The organism is Acinetobacter sp. TW_SC_4 (genome assembly GCF_054861205.1).
Genome location: NZ_CM142174.1, coordinates 2,768,574 through 2,789,207 on the forward strand (window position 1 = coordinate 2,768,574; position 20,634 = coordinate 2,789,207).

Below are 20,634 nucleotides of genomic sequence, written 5' to 3' on the forward strand. Positions count from 1 at the left end.
GCTAAACTATAAAATTTTAAATTGCTTCTCTAATTTAACCGACTTAATTTTTCTCTTATTCTCTATTTTTTTATTTCATAAAAACAGAAAAAGCACACTTCAAGTGTGCTTTCCTGCTCGCCAGGGTAGGCAATTTAGCTCATATATTTTGGCTCTTCATCCACAACTTCAGCTTGCCATTCATTGACCTGCTGTTCCAGCAAACCATATAAAGCGGCTTGAATCATGTGTTGTGCAATCACAGGCGTTTGATCACCCAACAGGGCTTTCACCTCGTCATTAAACTGAATCATGACTAATGGCTGTTTTTTTGAGCCCGCATTTCGTAATGCCAACGCGCCACCTTCAAGTTGAACGAGTTCCAAAATCGCGTCTTGATTACCAAATAAATCTTTCAACTGTTCTATAGACATATATCCTCCATGTTCAACATGGTGGCAAAGAGCGATTGCACTTTGCATCATTAGAGTAATTGATATAGGGTTAATAATCGCAATTTCAAGTACAGCTGATCAGATTAAAATTCAACCATCTCATTACGAAAACCATCAATAAGCTGCGTCAGGTCACGATGCCATTCTCGTAATATAGCAGTATCAGGTAACCAGGCTTGTGGTGTCTGTGTGACTTTAATGATGAGATTTGAAGAAGTTTCGTCTTCAGGTTGTGGCGAACTTGGCTCGGGCGCATATTGGCAGAGACGGTAAGCACGTTTCAGCTCAGCCAGAAAACCATCTTTGGATAAATGCTGTAATACGGTCACTTCAGGTGATACCTGACCCTTAGTCGCCATGAGCTCTTCAATTGATTTCAGCGTCGGGCTCAGGTCATTCAGACGGTAATAGCGTACCAGTTCCTGTAAAAAGGCCAACAGTGCCCCATGCAGATGAAATACGGCAGCTTCACGATGAGCTTGTGCCTGCTGCACATGATCAGTCTGTTCAGCCTGCTGACAGGCCAGACGGGTGAAATAAAGTTTTTGATTGGTACGGTCCGCATGATAGCGAGCAACTCGTGTCATCGAGATTTCCTAAGCATTAAAACAAATTTTGGCTCTTATAAAGTAAAACGTACGCTCGCATTACGCAATGCAAGATTGTCTACGCTGTCGATCTATTCTGCATGATCTTGATACTTCAGACTGCTGATATTGACTCTTCAGTAAAAATCCAAACCTTTTTAAGGGCAAAAAAAAGAGCATCACACATGCTCTTTTTTATAAGGTATTATTAAGCCTGTGGCTTTTCTTCAGCTTGCTTCACACGAATCCCCTAACCATGCAGGCGCAGTGTATTTAAACCTTTAATTGCTTTAACAGCTTCACGGCCATGTGGCATTTCTACGAAAGCAAAACCTTTAGACTTGCCTGTTTCTGCATCCATGACTAGCGCACAAGATTCAACAGTACCGTATTGCTGAAACAGGGTCAGCAATTCAGCTTCTGTTACAGTGCGTGCCAAGTTACGAACTAAAATTTTCATCGGATAACCTTAAGAAGATAGGCAAAAATAATCAAAAAGCACGTGCCTACTCTACTTTTTGCGTCAAACCCAGAAAGGATAGTTTAATCGAGATCAATCCCAAAATCTAAATTAATCGACTGGCGCTCGATTAAAGCACTTTTCACAGTCTGTTGACGGGTTTTGTAATGGGTTTCTGTGACACATAAATTGCGGTTCAGATCATTAAGAAAATAGCTTTCAATTTTACGTCCCTGCTCATCTACCGTTTCACGCGCCCAGTGATTGAGGTTTTGCTTGGTCAGAATGAGCTCATTCTGTGCACGAGTCAACGCTACATACAGCACACGACGCTCTTCCTCGACATCATCGAAATCCCCTTGCGCCCGTGCATGCGGATATTGTCCCGGCGTGACATTGGCCACATAACAGACTTTCTGTTCCGTACCCTTGGCCGAGTGAATGGTAATGAGGGTCACCACATCCGTATCCGACTGGCGTTCAATTTCAGAAATAGAGACCGGATCAAGCACATACTCTTCCAGAAAATCACTCACTTGAGCATGTTTAGAAGCTAGCTGTTTAACCAATTCAAAATCACCCTGACGGCGATTCCAGTCCTTTTTATAGTTCTCGCCCAGTTGTGCTTCAATCGCCTGGACTGCCAGACCAACACAGACCTGTACTTCGGTTTTGAGTACCGCCATTTGCTTCATAATCAGAATGGTTTCTAGCGGGATCTTGCCAAATTTTTCCAGCTTGTCGGCAATGATATCCATCTCTGGCTCAGCTAAAAGTTGCTGTGACAGCTTACTCGCTCCGACATCACCCACACCATTCCACAACGTTAAAAACCGCATCCAGGCAATATCGTCCAGCGGGTTCGCCACCACACGCAACAGACTGAGCAGATCTTTTACATGTGCAGTTTCTAAGAGTTTCATCCCGCCGATGAATCGATACGGAACATTGGCCGCGATACAAGCTGCTTCAATATGTCGCGCTGCATAACTGGAACGTACCAGCACCATATGATCGGACCATTTGCTGCCTTGCAGATAATGGCGCTCTTTTATATCAATCGCGATCCATTTGGCTTCATCAAATTCATTCGGGAAAATGTGCATCTTTGGCTTGATGCCTTCACCACGATGCGCATCCAGACGTTTGTCATATTTGATTTCGGACTGATCCAGTAACCAATTGGACAGGTCCAGAATTTCCTGGGTTGATCGGTAATTCTTTTCTAGTTTAAAAATTTTTGCATCCGGCACACGCTCTTTGAAATGGTGAATATTTTCAAAATCGGCACCGCGGAAACCATAAATCGACTGCGCATCATCCCCAACACAGAATAGGCTAATATGTTCTTTGAGAGGTTCCAGCAATGCCCATTGCAGTGGATTGGTATCTTGCATTTCATCCACCAGCATATGTCGACAGATCGAAGCCACATAGTCCACCAGACCTTCAGACTGTGCCAAAGCAGTCGCCACCACAGCGAGGATATCGTCATAATCCAGAAAGCTACGCGCACGCTTACGTGCTTCATATTCCTTCATAATGTCGGCAATCTGGTCTTTGAGTCCCAGATATTCCGGCATCTGCTTTTCCAAAGACAGACTCAGTTTTTGCCGGGTATTCCGCGCAAAAGAATATAAATCACAGAGTTCTTGTGGCTTTGGCAGGTAATTCGGATTTTTCTTGTCATCACGCCCGCGAATCAGACGGAATATCATCAGCTGATCATCACGGTCAATAATTGAAAACTGTTCCAGACCAAAAGCCTTTGGAATTCGGCGCAGCAGATACATACAGAAGGTATGAAACGTCGATGCACGTAAGCCTTTGGCCTGTTCACCGAGTGCCAGCTCCACCCGTGCCACGATTTCACTCGCCGCACGACGAGTAAAGGTCAGAATCTGAATCTGATTCGCTGGTACACCCTGATCAATCAGATAAGCTGCACGCGCCACGATAGTTTTGGTCTTACCACAGCCCGCCCCAGCCAAAACCAGACTGTGCTTGGCATCAGTCGTCGCAGCTTGTTTTTGTTGGGGATTTAATTCATCAATCAGGGTGGCTAAACTCATTTTCACTCATCATTCTGCGGATAGGTGTAGTTTAACAGATCACTCTTATTATAGCTTTGAGCTGCTCTGAAACAGACCGAACTTTTATTCTTAATTCGCTATAGGGTTGACGGCATGAATGCCGTCTTCTGGATTGGGGTATAGGGATATACCCTCAACCTAGCAAAGGATTTTTGTCACCTTGCGAACTCAAAATATATTTTGAGGATTCTCATCCTTGAAAAGTAAAATCTGCTTAGGCATTTATATTTGTCTTTTTATCAAGCTTTTGCGGCAATGACCATCTTACTCAAACACCCTGTTCCTGAATATTTTGAACAGTTTGAACAACTGCTTTTTCCAGATTAATTTCTGCATTCTTTAAGGCTTCTTCCAATAAACAATCTGGTGGATTAATTCCGATAATCTGGCTAAATCCAGTCTGATACAGTGACTCAATCCCTTCACCGACCAAACCTGCAAACGCAATTACCGGTTTATTCAATTGCTGGGCGACCTGAGCCACACCAAATGGGGTTTTTCCTAAAGCGGTCTGATGATCGATCTTGCCCTCGCCAGTAAGAACATAATCTGCATCTGCAATTTTTTCCGCTAGTCTATTTTGTTCCGTAATTAACGTTACGCCGGATTGCAGCTTTGCTCCTGCAAACGCCATCAACCCAAAACCTAACCCACCGGCTGCCCCTGCGCCGGGAAAGTTTTTAAAAGAAATATCTAAGCTTGTTTCAACCAGATCAGCAAAATGTCTTAGATTTCGATCCAGCTGCTGTACCATTTCCGATGTTGCACCTTTCTGCGGCCCAAAGATCACTGAAGCACCATTCGGTCCACACAATGGATTATTCACATCTGAAGCAATCAGGATTTCTGTATTGTTTAAACGAGTATCGAGTTGGGAAAAATCAATTTGATCAATCTGATCCAGATTACCACCACAGACCTGAATTGATTCTCCCGCAGTATTTAAGAATCGGGCTCCTAAAGCCTGAGCCATTCCAGCACCACCGTCATTGGTCACACTACCACCGAGCCCGATAATGATTTTCTTTACGCCAAGCTCCAGCGCCTGTTTGATCATTTCCCCTGTGCCATAAGTCGAGGTCAACATGGGATTACGTCGAGCAGCTTCGAGCAGATGAATGCCATTGGCTTTCGCCATTTCAATCACTGCGGTCTGACCAGCATCAACCAAGCCAAAGTAAGTTTCGATCGACTGACTGGCTAATGGTCCAGTGACTTGGCACGTTACTCGTTCACCCTTTAGGCTTAAAATTAATGCATCTACAGTTCCTTCACCACCATCTGCCATTGGTAAAGTAATACAATTTGCATCAGGAAAGACCTGCAAAATACCACGCTGCATCGCCTGACAGGCCTGTTCGGCAGTCATACTTTCCTTAAATGAATCGGGAGCTAGAACAAAGATTTTCATGAATATGATCGGCCGCGTTATAGGTTTTATACTAATTTGAAATGCATACCCATCTTACAGGCAAAGCTGAACATACCAATAAAAAAAGAGCGCTCATTGCACTCTTTTTTATACTGGTCTTACTTAAATATCTGCGGAGCTTTTTGGAACACGATGCTTGATATAGGAAGCTAAAGTCAGATAGTTAATCCCTTGGAACAAAATATCGATTGCCAGAAAAGCACCTAGAACCCAGAACGGTGCATTCGGTGACAATAGAATCAGGATACCTGTAGCTAAAGTTAAAATCCCGGAAAATAAAGTCCAACCCCAGCCGCGAAATGCTTTAAAGATAAAAGCATTCAAGACGCGAATTATTCCCGCCACAATCAAAGCAATCGCAAGCAGATTGGTCAGTACAATCGCAGTTTTCGCTGGCGTGCTAAAAGCATAATATCCCGCAATAAAATAGATGATACCGAATAGCAGCCAGAGCCAGCGAAATGTCCCATCGAAGATTTTAATCCCGGCAATCAGATGAACTACCCCACCTATCATCATCAGGACCCCAAACAGGAATACTACAGATAAGGTGGCAAAAGGCAGCGACGCTAACAGTACAATTCCAAATAACACTAATAAGGCACCCAGGCCTAAATACCATTTACGGTTTTCATGCAATTGATGCCGAACCAGATCATTTCCAACAGTCTTCATATTCTTCTCAAGTAATTGGCTATGACTTTGATTATGCTCTTAAATCATGGAGAAATTTGTTAGAAATTGACTGAGTTTATCTATAAAAATAGTAACTTATGCCGGTTTATTCAGCACTTCGTTAATTATTTTTTCCAGCCAAGTTCAATCGCCGTGATTTCATTAATCAGAGTCTGATTTAAAGATTCTGGCATTTTACTGGTGCTTTGCGATACTGGAATGTGCCCTGCCATTAGCTCAGCTTTGGTTTGGGGAAATAAAGGCTGCTGATTGGGATTAGCATAACCGACGGGGTATATCGGCTGGCCTGTAGTGAGATCATATTTATCTGAAGCGCCAAAGGTATGCAGTAATTCATGCACCAGCACAATCTTATTCTGGTCAGACTGTCTGCTTGAAGCAAATAGATTGACTGAACCAATCCGGCCTTTTTGCAGAGCCGTTGAATGTTTTAATTGCTGGGTGTGTGCAGGATCATAATAATTTAAAAAGAGAGTAACGTTCGAGGAAGGATCTGAACCTTGCTGCTGTTGCCAGGCATAGAAACGGAATTTCAGACTCCATAAAATGGTGCCAAGTAAGGAGGCCTGCTCCGGCACTTTAGGTGGCAATTCTTTGAGTTCATGTCCCAGATTAAAATAAAAATAAGTGGGCTGTCCACGGTACTGCTGGGCCGCTTTTTCCAGATATTCTTGTGTCCCTTTTAGATCCTGAGCAGACAATTGCTGGATATATTGCTGTGTAGTCGCCAATCCATCTGCATTGATCGGATGCAACAGAACAAAGATTGGTTTGTTCCAGTCCTGATTCTGATCTCGATAAGCATTTACTGCCACCACAAATAAAATCATCAATAAAATCAGGATTCGGATTTTTTTCCACATATGAACATGCCAATATATAGTTTATTTAAAAGTTATTTTTGTTTCGTTTTTTGATCTTCAGAGCGCAGATATAAAACACAGCTCAAAGTAACCAGCGACATAATAATCACCAGAATAATCATCATTCCCCGATCCATAGGAATACCCATTTCATTAATCTTTCCAAGCATGAAATACAGGATAGATCCTAATCCGATACTTAAGAACAGGAATTTATCTAGCCAAATCATGGATGATTCCTATTTTAATCTTTTATTATTTAACGCCTAGAATATCCTAGAACTGTGTTGATCAAAAATACTTAGTCATAAAAAAATGCCGACTTTCGTCAGCATTTTCTTGATGTCTTATAGCTTAGGCTTCAACCCATTTGCCATCCTGATAAACCAGCGACCATTTGGTTTGCTTGCCTTCCGGGGTTTCTGATCCAATATATTGAGACTGGTTCTTACGGCTAAATTTCACTAGAGTTGGATTCCCTTCAGGATCCACATCTGGCGCCTGCAGAATAAACTGATATTTTGGATCCAGCTGATCCGCCACAGTACGCAGTTCTGCCACTTTCGGTGCGCGAGTTTCACGGACTTTCGGAAACTTGCTCGCAGCCAGGAACAGACCTGCGGCACCATCCCGCAGAACAAAGAAATCGTCATGCTTGGTTGAACGCAGGTGTTCCATCTTGATCGGATCAACGCGCGGAGGTGCAGGCTGACCATTCTTTAAGACTTTACGGGTATTTTCACAGCTGGTGCAGGCAAAATATGGACCAAAACGGCCAGTTTTCAGCTGCATTTCACCATCACATTTGTCACATGGAATGGTTGGGCCATCATAACCCTTAATCTTGAATTCGCCTTCTTCCAGCTCATAACCTGTACAGTCCGGGTTATTACCACAAATATGCAGTTTACGGCCGCCATCAATCACATAGCTGTCCATTGCAGTGCCACAGACTGGACAACGTTTCTTCGACATCAGATCAGCGGTTTCAGCGGCATCATCATCAGACAGTGCTGCCAGAGATTCAACCGGAGTCAGGTTCAATGTACCTTTACAACGTTCTTTCGGTGGCAGGTTATAACCTGAACAGCCCAGGAAGACACCTGTTGTGCCGGTACGGATCTGCATCGGACGGTCACATTCTTTACAATGGACTGCTTCAACTTCTACAGGCTGATTGCGGCGCATGCCGTTTTCACCCTGAGCATTGGTTAGACGTTTCTTGAAATCACCATAGAAGCTGTCTAACAGATCTTTCCAGTTGCGCTCACCATCTGCCACTTTATCCAGCTGACCTTCAAGGTCTGCAGTAAAGTCGTAGTTCATCAGATTATTGAAACTTTCATCTAGACGGTCAGTAACGATCTCACCCATCTTCTCGGCAAAGAGACGACGGTTCTCCAGTTTTACGTAACCACGATCCTGAATGGTCGAGATAATGGCAGCATAAGTCGAAGGGCGACCAATACCTTTTTTCTCAAGCTCTTTGACTAAAGATGCTTCAGTAAAACGTGCCGGTGGCTTGGTAAAATGTTGAGATGGATCTAGTTTTTCCAGCTTCAGCACTTCACCGACTTTCACTGCCGGTAACAATACATCATCATCAGATTTGTTCTGACCACGAACTTTGGTGAAACCATCAAATACTAAGGTACGACCTTTGGCTTTCAGCTCGACACCATTGGCATCGACTAAAATCGTAGAAGATAAATATTCAGCAGGTGTCATCTGACAGGCCACAAACTGACGCCAGATCAGGTCATACAGACGCTGTGCATCACGTTCCACTCCAGCAAGACTATCGCCTTTCAGCGCGACATTAGATGGACGAATGGCTTCGTGAGCTTCCTGCGCACCGGCTTTATTACCATAACGGTTCGGCTTGGCTGGCAGATATTTCTCGCCGTATTCAGACTCGATATGACCGCGCACCATATTGACTGCATCATCACTCAGGAAGGTGGAGTCAGTACGCATATAGGTAATGAAACCAGCTTCATACAGGCGCTGCGCCAGCATCATGGTTTTCTTCACCGAGAAGCCTAAACGTGTGCTGGCTGCCTGCTGTAGCGTTGAAGTGATATACGGCGCGCTTGGATTGACCTTGGTCGGTTTATCTTCACGGCTAATAACTTTATATTCGGCGTCTTTAATCAGATTTAGTAAAGCGTCAGTTTCAGCTTTATTATGCAGCTTTAAAGTCTTGCCATTTTGCTTGACCGCTTCCAGACGAATATCATCTTTCTTGGATTTGGTATCTGCAAAAACCTGCCAGTATTCTTCAGGAATGAACTTACGAATTTCACGTTCGCGTTCCACGACCAGCTTTACAGCGACAGACTGTACACGTCCCGCAGACAGACCACGGGCAATTTTTTCCCAGAGCAGTGGTGAAATCATGAAGCCGACGACACGGTCTAAGAAACGGCGCGCCTGCTGGGCATTGACCTTATTGGTATCTAGACGAGATGGTTGCTTAAACGCTTCCTGAATGGCATTTTTGGTAATTTCGTTAAAGACTACACGCTGGTAGCGTGAATCATCGCCGCCGATCACTTCTTTTAAGTGCCAGGCAATCGCTTCCCCTTCACGGTCCAAATCCGTTGCGAGATACACTTCATCGACTTGCGATGCCAGTTTTTTTAGTTCAGCGACTACGCCTTCCTTGCCCGGAAGGACTTCATATTTGGCTTTCCAGTCATGTTCTGGATCGACACCCATCCGGTTAATCAACGCCTGCTGTGATTTTTCTGCTTTTTCTGCTTCAGTCAGCTTGGTTCGGGTCACCGGTTTTTTCTCTGCAGTTTTCGCAGAGCCGCCCGTCGGTAAGTCACGCACATGACCCACCGAAGATTTTACGATGTAGTTTGAACCGAGATACTTGTTGATTGTTTTCGCTTTTGCAGGCGACTCCACAATCACCAAGGCACGTTTACTTCCAGCGTCGGAAGACTTCGCCGTGCTGCTTTTTGATGTGGACCGAGGAGCGTTCGCCATATTAACCGTTTAATCCTGTTTATTTCTAAAATTAAAGTTCAGCCAAAGAATGTAATAGTGCCTTGATGTCATCAAGTTGTGTGGCTCTAAGATCAGATTCTTCATCCCAATAGAGTCCTACACAGTTTGCCTGCATATCAATAGCATAAATGCCCTTTAATGCAATGGGAAAATCTTTAAATTTGTCATCCCCATGCACCAGTTCAAGTTTGTTATCAACCACGCGGGCACGCATCAGCGGTAAACGGGCATCTGGAAGCAGCACACTATAATAGGCCACCATACTGGCACGACTTTCAGTCACCTTGGGAATATTAGTCCAGTCAGGTGCAACCACCAGACGTGGATGTAAGCCCATCTTGCGGGCTTTATCACGCATGAGTCCTAATGCCTTTTCTCTAGGACTCACACGCAGACCAAAAATAGACCCCAGTACGAAAACGATGATGACAACTGCCACCCAGATTCCGGTATTTTCCATAGTTCAACCTTTATGTTCTTATATTAGATTTGCATAAGCCCGCTATAAAAGGCAAGCACCGCTGGATAAATTTAATTTCCCAGCAGCTGCGGACTATAAATAATTTCCCGTTTATTTAACTGTATTAGCTGATGTTTGATGAGTAAATTGAATGATTCTCGGACCTCTTCCTTAGGCACGCATCGCTCTAGTAACACCTCGAAACTGGCAATAAATTTAGGCCGACGTTCTGCAACAACATTGAGATAAGGCATCAGGCGCAGACGTAAATGACTTAATTTTCTTTCAGTCACTTCATCTTGAGTTTCGACGGTTTCGACGGTTTCGACGGTTTCGACGGTTTCGACGGTTTCGACGGTTTCGACGGTTTCGACGGTTTCGACGGTTTCGACGGTTTCGACGGTTTCGACGGTTTCGACGGTAGCTAAATGCTGTTTATAAAATTTTTCAATTGCTGCAGTCTGATATTGAAGTTTACTAGACTGATTTTTAATAATTTTTATTCTGATTAACTCATCCACTAAAAGCTGAGCACATTTTTCTTCCACTTTTAAATTGGCTTTAAGCGAGTTAATTAAACTTTCTACTTTTGCAGGCTTAGAAAAGTTACTTCTTACTAAATTGGAGCAGTATTGAAAAATCAGTTTTTGAATGTCTATTTCTGCTTTTATTTGCTGAGCAATATTTGGATTGACTAATGGTTTAGCTGAAATAACTTTAGCCTGAAATTTGGCAATTTTAAGTAAGTCCGCCACATATTCCATAGAAAAGTCATTCGACATAATCTCGAAGCAAACTTCAGAGCTTTTATATTGGGTAGAAAGCTGTCCAGCAATAAAACATAGGCCAAAATCAGCAGCGTCTTTACCTATTTTAGACATCTTCAGGACTTTTAGTTTTCCTGCACTGATTGCAGGTGCAAGCCTGACGACACCGTCTAGACTAAACCCCATGGGCGTTTTGGCATAGACCAGATAAACATATTGATATTGGGCAAGATATTGAAGGAGCTCTGTTTCAGTTTTGGGTAAGTTTTCAATATCCAATAACAGTATTTTTTTCATATGCCCTCATGAGATTATTCTAATTTAGAAACATCTCATGACTATATAACACTTCGTGACCATTCCAATAAATATATCCTTTTTCAATCAACTCTTTAAGTAAAAGACGGACATCTGACTGTGGAAATAACTGCTCGAGTAAATCACGTAATTCATAAATATCTTTAGGCTTATTTCCCTGTAATTCGCACAGCTTGCGTGCGACTTCGAGCTGTACCGGATCAATTTTATTAAAGTTTTTGAACAGACCTTGCTGGGCAGACTGGATTGGAGATTGAGCAGGTTCAACCACAGGCTCTTCAGGATTAAGCTTCGAGACTACCTGATCCAAAGCTCGTTTTTCAGCAGGTTGGTTGTCATTGAGATCTAGTTGCACCCACTGTTTCAAAACTTTTTTACGGAAACTGATCTGCTCGTCATAGCGTTTGACTATTTTCAGATTAATCAGCATGCCAACTACATGCTGCGCTTTGCCTGGTAAAACTTGCAGAATATTGGTGACAGAATTTTTTAAGGTTTCGAGCGTGGTCGGTTTGCCACTCATCTTGCCGAGCGCATCACAGTACTTTTTCACTAGCTGTAAAGCCGGTTTTGCTTTAATGGCTTCAATACTTGGCAACTGGATTTTAGGTTTATCTTGAGTCTCTGTGGATGCATCCTCTGGCAGCACCTGAATCAGGCTGCAATCAATATCTGAAGCCTGTAGCATTTGCATCAGCATTTCACTGCTATCCATGGCTGAAATCAGCTCGACATGAGTATCTGCTTCCAGCAAAGCCATCAGCTGACCCACAATCACGGCATATTCATATTCTTTATGCTCTGCTTCCGGGACATCCAGAACAATAATTTGTCCGCTGCTGATCCAGCTGGCCAACTCAGTCAGTTCTTCTAGAGCAAACTCGAATTTTCCGGCACAGTTAAACACATACAAGGTCGGATAATGTTCAACGATGTCACGTAACAGTTTGGCTGTAGGAAAGTTATTTTCGAGATCAAGAAGGACAACTTTTTGGTGCATAAGGCAAGATTAAAAACTGAGCTAGAAAAATACTATTAGAGTAGGAAGTGTGTGAAAGGTCAAATAGTTTCCACCTTCCATGACGATATTTAGATTTTAAAGATCATCTTGGACGAAGTAAAAGTGGTGACTTGGTTTAGGTTTATCGAGCTTCACCTGCTTAAAAGAAAACCCTCACGACTGGAGGGCTTTCTTTTTGCTTTCTTTTTAAAAATTATTTGTAAATTAATAATGCGGTGGACGGTTGGTGACCGGATCAAAAGCATCAATCCCTTCGGACAAATCTGCAGACTCAACACGTTGATATAACAACTGCATTTGTTTTTTTAAATCGGCAATTTCCAGATTCTGGCGAGTGACCTGCTGATTCAGCTCTTCAACTAAATCATCTAAAAATGCAATTCGCACTTGCAAATCTTCAATGGGTGCGGAAAATGACGCCTGATCATTTAGATTTTGTTGTTTAGTCATTTTAAGTCCTCATTTGGGATTTCAGGAAACATTAACATTATGGCCTATATTACTTTAAGGGATGTCCAACTGGCATTTGGCGGACCTGCCTTGCTCGACGGCGCCAACTTTAATTTGGAACGCGGTGAACGAGTATGTTTGATTGGCCGTAATGGTGAGGGTAAGTCTACCTTACTTAAACTGATTGAAGGAAGTTTACTCCCGGATAGTGGTGAAGTTTCGTTACAAAATGGCATCACCATTTCCATGCTGGCCCAAGACGTGCCAATGGATTCCGGCAAGGTTGCAGATATTGTTGCTGATGGCGCCGGTGAAGCTTCAGAAGTGTTGCGTGCCTATCATGAAGCCAGTGAAGCTTGCGTGCTCGGTGATATGGAAGCCTGCGACCGTATGGGACATTTGCAGCATCAGATGGATCAGCTGGATGGCTGGGCTTTGGAAACTAAGGTTAATTCAATCCTGAGTAAAATGGGATTGGATCCGGAAGCGGATCTGGCTGATTTATCCGGTGGCCGTAAACGCCGTGTTCTGTTGGCACGTGCCCTGCTCACTCAACCTGATGTGCTGTTACTCGACGAACCAACGAACCATCTGGATGTCGAAAGTATTGAATGGCTGGAAAAATTCCTGCTAGAACAAAACAACCTGACCTTACTGTTTATTTCGCATGACCGTGCCTTTGTGGACAGTATTGCGACCCGTATTGTCGAGCTGGATCGTGGCATTTTGCGTAGCTATGAAGGCAATTATTCACGTTACCTCGACCTAAAAGCTCAGCAGTTGGAAGCAGAAGAAAAACAAAATGCCCTGTTCGAGAAAAAACTGGCTGAAGAAGAAGCCTGGATTCGTCAAGGTATTAAAGCGCGCCGTACCCGTAACGAAGGTCGTGTTCGTGCTCTGAAAGAATTACGTGAAGAGTCTAAAGCACGCCGCTTCCAGCAAGGCAAAGTCAACATGTCAACTCAGGAAGCACAGCGTTCAGGTAAAGTGGTGTTCGAGATTGAACATCTCAGCGTGAAGTTTGGTGACAATGCACCGATCATTAATGATTTCTCGGCGCTGGTAATGCGTGGTGACCGTATTGGTCTGGTAGGTGATAATGGTGTCGGCAAAACCACACTAATCAAAGCCATTCTGGGAGAAATCGAGCATGGCGGTACAGTCAAAACCGGAACCCAGCTGGAAATTGCTTATTTTGACCAGCTACGTAATGTGCTGGATCTGGAAAAATCAGTTAAAGATAATGTTTCCGAAGGTTCAGATCATGTCGATGTAAATGGTCAACGTCGTCATATCTACAGCTATCTGCAAGACTTCCTGTTCTCGCCAGAACGTGCCCGTACGCCAGTTAAAGCTCTATCTGGCGGTGAACGTAACCGTATTCTGCTCGCCAAACTATTACTGAAACCATCAAATCTGATCGTGATGGATGAACCGACCAACGATCTGGATATGGTAACGCTGGAACTGCTGGAAGAAATGCTGGCGGAATACAAAGGCACCCTGCTACTGATCTCGCATGACCGTGCCTTCATGGATAATGTCGTTACATCGACTTGGGTCTTTGATGGCAAAGGTAATATTGATGAATATGTCGGTGGCTATCAGGATTATCTGGAACAACGTCCGGATCAGACTGTGGTTGACCAGAAAATGGCTGTCAAAAAAGCTCAGGCCAAAGCCGAAGCAGTGGTTGCACCTGTAGCACCTGCGCCAAAGAAAAAACTTAGCTACAAAGATCAGCGTGAACTGGAACTGTTACCGGCTGAAATTGAAGCACTGGAAAAAGAACAAGCTGAACTTTCCGACAAACTGGCGGATGGCTCGTGGTTTGTCACAGATGCCGCAGCAGCGACCAAAGCCTCTGAACGTTTAGGCGAAATTGATGAGATTTTGCTGGAAAAAATGGAACGTTGGGACGAACTGGAAAATATGACCAAAGGTTAATCTTTAAATCGCCTAGTCACTAAGCATCTGTATTCATACAGGTGCTTTTTTATTTTGCAGTTTTTTATTTCAAAAAGCTCTTCTGCTACACTGCTGACATCTTTGATTTTAAATATTGAATTTATGAGTCGAACGCCAGAATACCAACCCGGTGAATTTCAATGGTCATTCCTGTTACCGCAATACTGGGGTATCTGGGTGGGTATTGTATTTCTGATGATTCTGGCCATCTTACCTTGGGCGATTCAGCATCGTCTGGCAGATCTACTCGGCCAGATGGCATTTAAATATTTGAAATCTCGCCGTGAAACCACGCTTCGCAATCTGGAAGTCTGTTTCCCGGAATGGTCAGCTCAAGAAGTTCAGGACAATGCTCGTATGGTCTTTATTGACCAGATGCTCGGTGTATTTGAAACCTTGAATGCCTGGTATTGCCCAAAATGGTTTAAAGGCCGGGTACAGATTGAAGGGCTGGAACATATCCAGCAGGCTCAGGCAGAAGGTAAAGGGGCTTTATTGCTTGGCACCCACTCGACTTTACTGGATGCCGGCGGTTATTTATGTGCACAGTATTTTGAGCCGGATGTGGTGTATCGACCACAAAATAATCCCTTGCTCGATATGCTGATTTACCGCTGCCGTGCCACCATTTATGCCAACCAGATTGACCATGATGATATGCGTGGTCTGGTGCGTAACCTGAAAAATGGCCATGCCATCTGGTACAGTCCGGATCAGGATTTTGGTTTAAAACAAGGCGTAATGGCGCCCTTTTTTGGGGTACCTGCAGCCACAGTCACTGCACATCGTCGCTTACTCAAAATAACCAAAGCTGCTGCCATTCCACTCTATTTTTACCGGACTGGGGATATTAAAAATCCACGCTACTGTGTATTGATCGAACCTGCGGTAGAGAATTTGCCAAGTGCGGATGAAGTCAATGATGCAACCCGGGTAAATCTGATTATTGAACGCCAGTTGCGCATTGCACCGACGCAATATATGTGGTTCCATCGTCGCTTTAAGACCCGTCCTGAAGGCTACGATAAAATCTATTAAGAACTAGAATTAATATGAACGGTATTATTGGCAAGAAAAATCAATGATCGGTTCCCTGATAAATCCACATTGCTTGTGTATGCCCTGCACGCTCAAAACCTAGAGTTTTATAAAATTCAGTGGCATGCTGATCAGCTACCAGAATTTTCTGATGAAATCCTGAATAACGTTGCAGCATTTCTTGCATGATCAGACGACCAATGCCCTGTCGCTGCACCTCTGGGTGAACCAATAAATGCGGGAAATACACCACCAGATAACCGTCTGAAATCGCATTTCCCAAGCCGAACAGCCGACCGTTGATACGTGCCGTCACCAGACTATGAGAATCTTGCAAAGCCTGTAAAAGTAATTGAGGTTTTTCTGCAGCTGACCATTGATTGACTAGATAGAGCTGTAGCACTTCGGATTCATTAACTGAATCATGATCGGGAATCATAACTTCCATTCAGGTAATATCCATTTTTTAATTTAAATTTTATTTTAATAATCAAATAATTATAATAAAAAAATGAACCAAAAATAATTTAACCCGAGTTCTACATCCTGTAAAACCCGGGTTAATGAGGTTGTGCTTTCATATATTATAATTGCTTCTTCGTTGTTGTGATTTCCCTTTCAGCATCATTTCCATGATGTTTTCATTCAGCTTCGTCTTCCTTATGAGAATATCCTTTCTCGACTCCCTGTGCTGATGAGCTTAGAATACGTGGATTCCTCTGTACTGCCCATTCGCAAGAAGCGGAAACTGCTGTAAGCAATATCGTACACTTTTCAGCTAAAACTATAAGAATTTCCCCTCATTCTTATAAGCCATCGCAATCTTATCAGTGACTTTTTTCTCTTCTTTCTCTGCCTTTTCAATTCCTTCCTGAATCGCTTCTTTGGCTTCCTGATCATCCTGATCCGTTTCTTCCAGCGCTTCCTGATGATGCTCAAATACCCGCCCAGTTTGTAAAACCAGATAAACCGGAAAATGATCTGACCCGACGTGTTTTAAACGCTCCATATGCACCAGAGCGAAATCGGTGCTGTGAAACACATGATCAAGCGACCAGCGTAATAAAGGATAATCGGCATGGAAGGTATTTACATAGCGTCGACCGACACGTGGATCCAGCAAACCGCTGATACGCTGGAATAAACGTGTCGTGCGTGACCAGGCCACATCATTCAGATCTCCCATCACAATGCAGCTTTCATCCAGATCCTTAATCTGATCCCCTACAATCAGCAGTTCCGCATCACGTAAGGTTGAATCTTTAGCTTCAGTTGGACTTGGCGGTTTCGGATGCAGACAATAAAGCTGTACCGGCTGTCCGGAACGTAACATGACCTTGGTATGAATCGAGGGAATTTCATCACTCAGAATAAATTTAACCTCGGTTTCACTCAGCTCAAGTTTGCTGTACAGATGCATGCCATACAGATTATCCAGAGGTACGGGCACCCGATAGGGATAATCTGGCTCAATGACGGCCAGTGCATCCTGCCATGCCTGATCGGTTTCCAGCGTTAAGACCAAGTCTGGCTGATGGGTCTGGATCTGTTCAATCAGTAAATGATATTTGGTATTGGTGGTGAGGACATTTGAGACAATCAGGGAAATCTGACGATCCGGATCCAGCTGATCCTGCTTGACCTGCTTGACCTGTTTTTTCCAGACAAAGGTATAAGGCAAGACCATTTTCAGCTGATACGCCAAAGCAGCGATCAGGCCGACAAAAAGCAGCTGATTGAAGGCCGTCCATGGGTGATCGACGAGGAGAAAAAGAATAAAGGCTATGAAGCCCAAAACCAGAATCTGTAAACGTGGAAAATCTGCACCACGAATCCACCATTCATCTCGGGGAATCAGCGACCAGAAACTTAACCAGATGACCACGATTGCCATGATCTGGATAAACCCTACCATAAGATACACTCTTTACTAAGTTATTATTTTTTCTAAAAGAAAAATTGCTTTATCAATTTTGTATGTATCATAAAGCAGATATTTCGCTCAAGAATATTGATGTTTTGATTGTGTAGCTCTTGCAGTCACGTCCCTTTTTGATACACTCGAATCCCTTTTGATTTTTTAACGCACCGAGGCAAAGTGACATGAAAGTAGGTCTGGTCGGTTGGCGCGGGATGGTGGGTTCCGTCCTTATGCAACGTATGGTTGAAGAGAATGATTTTGCTCATTTTGAGCCATTCTATTTTTCTACCAGTAATGCGGGTGGTGAAGCTCCGGCATTTGGTGGTAAGACTGCCCCAGCACTTATGGATGCAACAGACATTAACAGTCTGAAGCAAATGGATGTCATTATTACCTGTCAAGGTGGGGATTATACCACTGAAGTTTTCCCGAAAATGAAAGCTGAAGGCTGGGATGGCTACTGGATTGATGCAGCATCTACCCTGCGTATGGATGATGAAGCAATCATCGTACTTGATCCGGTGAACATGCATGTGATCAAAGACGGTCTGGTCAAAGGTACCAAAACTTTCGTGGGCGGTAACTGTACCGTTTCTCTGATGTTGATGGGCTTAGGCGGTCTGTTCCAGAACAATCTGGTGGAATGGGCAACTTCAATGACTTATCAGGCAGCTTCGGGTGCGGGCGCGCAAAACATGCGTGAGCTGATTACTGGTATGGGTTATTTATATAACAATACCAAAGACTTGTTAGATGATCCACGTTCTCCAATTCTGGACATTGATTCTAAAATTGCTGAATTGCAACGTGGTGAAGGCTTCCCGTCTGCAAACTTCGGTGTACCTTTAGCAGGCTCTCTGATTCCATACATCGACAAGCAGCTGGAAAGTGGCCAGTCTAAAGAAGAATGGAAAGGTCAGGCTGAAACCAACAAGATCCTGAGTAACCAGCAGATCGTACCGATTGATGGCCACTGTGTACGTATCGGCGCAATGCGTTGTCACTCTCAGGCATTAACGCTGAAACTTCGCAAAGACGTTCCACTGGATGAGATCGAAGATATCATTGCAAATGCAAATGACTGGTCTAAAGTTGTGCCAAACACTCGTGAAGCATCAATGACTGATCTGACTCCTGTCGCAGTCACTGGTACATTAACTGTACCTGTTGGTCGTCTGCGTAAACTGAACATGGGTAAAGAATACCTAGGTGCATTCACAGTAGGTGACCAGTTACTTTGGGGTGCTGCAGAACCTTTACGTCGTATGCTGCGCATCTTGATTGATTATAAAAATTCTTAAGTTTCCGTCAGGAAATAAAGCACAAAGCCGATCTTTATTGATCGGCTTTTTTGTGTAACTATTGCGTAAGTATTTTACAAAAAATAAACATCCCGTTAATCTATAATTTTCGCTATGCGATAATGACTGAGCTCACAGATGACTGTATATAACAAATTAAAGCTTGCCATTTTAGCCATTGTTGCTTCACAAAATATTTATGCGATTAATGTAGATCCGGTACAAATCCAGTCTGCACCTGGGGAATTGCTTTATGCGGAAATGAATTTCCGTCAATCAGATATTAACTTGCCCATTGAGGTAAGTTTAGCCTCGCCAGAAGACCTGATTTCTATGGGCGCCTCGCATCAGCCACCGGGTCATTTGAATTTTTTCACCCGTCGCAACAGTAATGGTACTGGGGTTATTACCATTACCTCGTCGCGCCCGGTCACTGATCGTGAATTAAATATCATTGTCAAAATCAAGGAAGGCAATGCAGCACGCCTACAGCATATCCGTACTGCATTAAGACCTAAAACTGATTTGTTACAGGCCAGCCTGAAACAGAATGAACAGCCACTCGCGCCTGTCGTAGTCGTGAGTGAAAAAGATATTGCCCTGAACTTACCGGTGAGTACACGCTATACCAATGCCCAATCAAGACCAGCCACTTCGTTTGTAGCAGAAAAACCGTTAGCCTTACAAAATACAGCACCTCCAGCATTATCAGCCAGCTCTATCCCTAAAACAGCGATAGCTGCTGTGACCCATGAGCCAACATCGAGTATTGCAGCTCAAGTCACAAGCCCAACAAAACTTAATACTGAAACTGCGGTAGCAGCGACAAGTCATAGTTCACAGCAAGCTGGTACTGTAAACACTGCGCCAGTGAATACTCCATCCAAAGCAATCAATACGGCTGTAACTCAAACAGATGTAACGCCAAACTTACAGGCTGCAGCGACAAAAGTTCAGGCTGAAACAAAACCAGCTGAAGTTGCAGTAGCCCCAACAAATAAAAATGCAACCTCAGCGCAAGTTTCTGCACCGACAAATACTGAAAACCAGATGGTGTCCAGTGATCCACTTGTCAAAAAATATGCAGAACAGCAGGCACGCAAGCAGGCGGCATCTACCACTGCACAGGACAAACCAAATTTAGTAGCTAAAACTCAGGCACAGCCAACAGCCATCAAACAAAGCACCTCAACCCAGGTTAAGCCGACCTATGTAGTACAGTCAAATGAGTCACTTTGGGGCATTGCTTCGAGGATTGCCAGTGAACAGCAACGTCCAGTGAGTGAGGTCATGCAGCAGATCAAGCGTGAGAATGAACATGCTTTTATTGGGGGTGATGCCAACCGCTTGCGTAAAGGTGCAGCACTTAATTTAGCGACCATTCATACTGCGAAAACTCCGATACAGACCGCAGCGGCTAAGTCTGTTCAAGTGCCCTCCAAACCTGCTGCAAAAACCAAATATCGTCTGAATGAGGCAGAAATGAGCCTGGTTGCCGAGAATCAGCGTGATTCCGGCCAGGTTTCTGCCAACTCAAACACAAAAGAAAATCGAACTTCGAAAGAGTTGTCATTAAAAGTTATGACAGCCCGTGAAAAAACCGTTAAATTACAGAGAAACGTAACTGAACTAGAATTGGCACTCAATCAGAAGGATCACAGAATTCAATTATTAAATGCTCGTCTTGCCCAGCTGCAACAGCAGCTTAAAGCACAACAGGCAGATAAAAAGCCAATTAATTAAAAAGTTACACATGACGATTTATTGGGATAGGCGAACTTAAGGACTCTATCCCCAAGGGGTAAAA

The 20,634-nt window shown here is 43.7% G+C and carries 19 protein-coding genes; 4 read left to right on the forward strand and 15 right to left on the reverse strand.

What is annotated here, in order from left to right; translation table 11 throughout:
* Window positions 1-134: 134 nt before the first annotated feature.
* From ACWM1W_RS13545 to ACWM1W_RS13605, 13 genes are all read right to left on the reverse strand, one after another.
* Complete coding sequence (locus ACWM1W_RS13545; RefSeq protein ID WP_004781893.1) at window positions 135-413, reverse strand: hypothetical protein; 279 nt, start codon at window positions 411-413, stop codon at window positions 135-137.
* A 104-nt stretch (window positions 414-517) separates the two neighbouring features.
* Window positions 518-1,021, reverse strand: coding sequence for a DUF6586 family protein (locus tag ACWM1W_RS13550; protein ID WP_005232300.1), 504 nt, complete (start codon window positions 1,019-1,021; stop codon window positions 518-520).
* A 250-nt stretch (window positions 1,022-1,271) separates the two neighbouring features.
* Entirely contained in the window at window positions 1,272-1,481 is a 210-nt protein-coding gene (locus ACWM1W_RS13555) for an RNA recognition motif domain-containing protein (protein ID WP_448765132.1), read from the reverse strand.
* Between the two features lie 83 nt (window positions 1,482-1,564).
* Window positions 1,565-3,553 (reverse strand): ATP-dependent helicase, encoded by a 1,989-nt coding sequence (locus ACWM1W_RS13560; protein WP_208461841.1) that lies wholly within the window; start codon window positions 3,551-3,553, stop codon window positions 1,565-1,567.
* A gap of 289 nt (window positions 3,554-3,842) precedes the next feature.
* Window positions 3,843-4,985, reverse strand: coding sequence for a glycerate kinase (locus ACWM1W_RS13565; RefSeq protein ID WP_005232304.1), 1,143 nt, complete (start codon window positions 4,983-4,985; stop codon window positions 3,843-3,845).
* A 123-nt stretch (window positions 4,986-5,108) separates the two neighbouring features.
* Entirely contained in the window at window positions 5,109-5,681 is a 573-nt protein-coding gene (locus ACWM1W_RS13570; protein WP_005232306.1) for an HdeD family acid-resistance protein, read from the reverse strand.
* Window positions 5,682-5,806: 125 nt separating this feature from the next.
* Entirely contained in the window at window positions 5,807-6,565 is a 759-nt protein-coding gene (locus ACWM1W_RS13575) for a hypothetical protein (protein ID WP_005232308.1), read from the reverse strand.
* 32 nt (window positions 6,566-6,597) lie between these two features.
* Window positions 6,598-6,795: a hypothetical protein gene (locus ACWM1W_RS13580; protein WP_005232309.1), complete on the reverse strand. Its 198-nt coding sequence runs from the start codon at window positions 6,793-6,795 to the stop codon at window positions 6,598-6,600.
* A gap of 124 nt (window positions 6,796-6,919) precedes the next feature.
* On the reverse strand, window positions 6,920-9,562 hold the full coding sequence (gene topA, locus ACWM1W_RS13585) for a type I DNA topoisomerase (protein ID WP_005232311.1): 2,643 nt from the start codon (window positions 9,560-9,562) through the stop codon (window positions 6,920-6,922).
* Window positions 9,563-9,593: 31 nt separating this feature from the next.
* A complete protein-coding gene (locus tag ACWM1W_RS13590) occupies window positions 9,594-10,043 on the reverse strand; it encodes an ammonium transporter (protein WP_005232313.1) in 450 nt (149 codons plus the stop codon).
* A 71-nt stretch (window positions 10,044-10,114) separates the two neighbouring features.
* Window positions 10,115-11,089: a PIN domain-containing protein gene (locus ACWM1W_RS13595; RefSeq protein ID WP_461603268.1), complete on the reverse strand. Its 975-nt coding sequence runs from the start codon at window positions 11,087-11,089 to the stop codon at window positions 10,115-10,117.
* 37 nt (window positions 11,090-11,126) lie between these two features.
* The gene (locus tag ACWM1W_RS13600) at window positions 11,127-12,128 is read right to left on the reverse strand and encodes a hypothetical protein (RefSeq protein WP_208461839.1); all 1,002 of its coding nucleotides are present in this window, start codon (window positions 12,126-12,128) and stop codon (window positions 11,127-11,129) included.
* Window positions 12,129-12,353: 225 nt separating this feature from the next.
* A complete protein-coding gene (locus tag ACWM1W_RS13605) occupies window positions 12,354-12,599 on the reverse strand; it encodes a SlyX family protein (RefSeq protein ID WP_005232320.1) in 246 nt (81 codons plus the stop codon).
* A 39-nt stretch (window positions 12,600-12,638) separates the two neighbouring features.
* On the opposite strand from ACWM1W_RS13605, the gene ACWM1W_RS13610 reads away from it, so the two are divergent.
* Together ACWM1W_RS13610 and ACWM1W_RS13615 are read left to right on the forward strand one after the other, a co-directional pair.
* Window positions 12,639-14,546, forward strand: coding sequence for an ATP-binding cassette domain-containing protein (locus ACWM1W_RS13610; RefSeq protein ID WP_448765133.1), 1,908 nt, complete (start codon window positions 12,639-12,641; stop codon window positions 14,544-14,546).
* A 123-nt stretch (window positions 14,547-14,669) separates the two neighbouring features.
* On the forward strand, window positions 14,670-15,605 hold the full coding sequence (locus tag ACWM1W_RS13615; protein ID WP_208461838.1) for an LpxL/LpxP family acyltransferase: 936 nt from the start codon (window positions 14,670-14,672) through the stop codon (window positions 15,603-15,605).
* A 40-nt stretch (window positions 15,606-15,645) separates the two neighbouring features.
* Here the strand turns inward: ACWM1W_RS13615 and ACWM1W_RS13620 are convergent, their stop codons facing one another.
* Together ACWM1W_RS13620 and ACWM1W_RS13625 are read right to left on the reverse strand one after the other, a co-directional pair.
* Complete coding sequence (locus tag ACWM1W_RS13620; protein WP_208461837.1) at window positions 15,646-16,053, reverse strand: GNAT family N-acetyltransferase; 408 nt, start codon at window positions 16,051-16,053, stop codon at window positions 15,646-15,648.
* A gap of 336 nt (window positions 16,054-16,389) precedes the next feature.
* Entirely contained in the window at window positions 16,390-17,520 is a 1,131-nt protein-coding gene (locus tag ACWM1W_RS13625; protein ID WP_208461836.1) for an endonuclease/exonuclease/phosphatase family protein, read from the reverse strand.
* 188 nt (window positions 17,521-17,708) lie between these two features.
* Between ACWM1W_RS13625 and asd the strand changes: the two genes are divergently transcribed.
* Together asd and ACWM1W_RS13635 are read left to right on the forward strand one after the other, a co-directional pair.
* Window positions 17,709-18,827: an aspartate-semialdehyde dehydrogenase gene (asd, locus tag ACWM1W_RS13630; protein ID WP_005232332.1), complete on the forward strand. Its 1,119-nt coding sequence runs from the start codon at window positions 17,709-17,711 to the stop codon at window positions 18,825-18,827.
* 138 nt (window positions 18,828-18,965) lie between these two features.
* Window positions 18,966-20,570: a type IV pilus assembly protein FimV gene (locus tag ACWM1W_RS13635; protein ID WP_005232334.1), complete on the forward strand. Its 1,605-nt coding sequence runs from the start codon at window positions 18,966-18,968 to the stop codon at window positions 20,568-20,570.
* The last annotated feature ends 64 nt before the right edge of the window (window positions 20,571-20,634 follow it).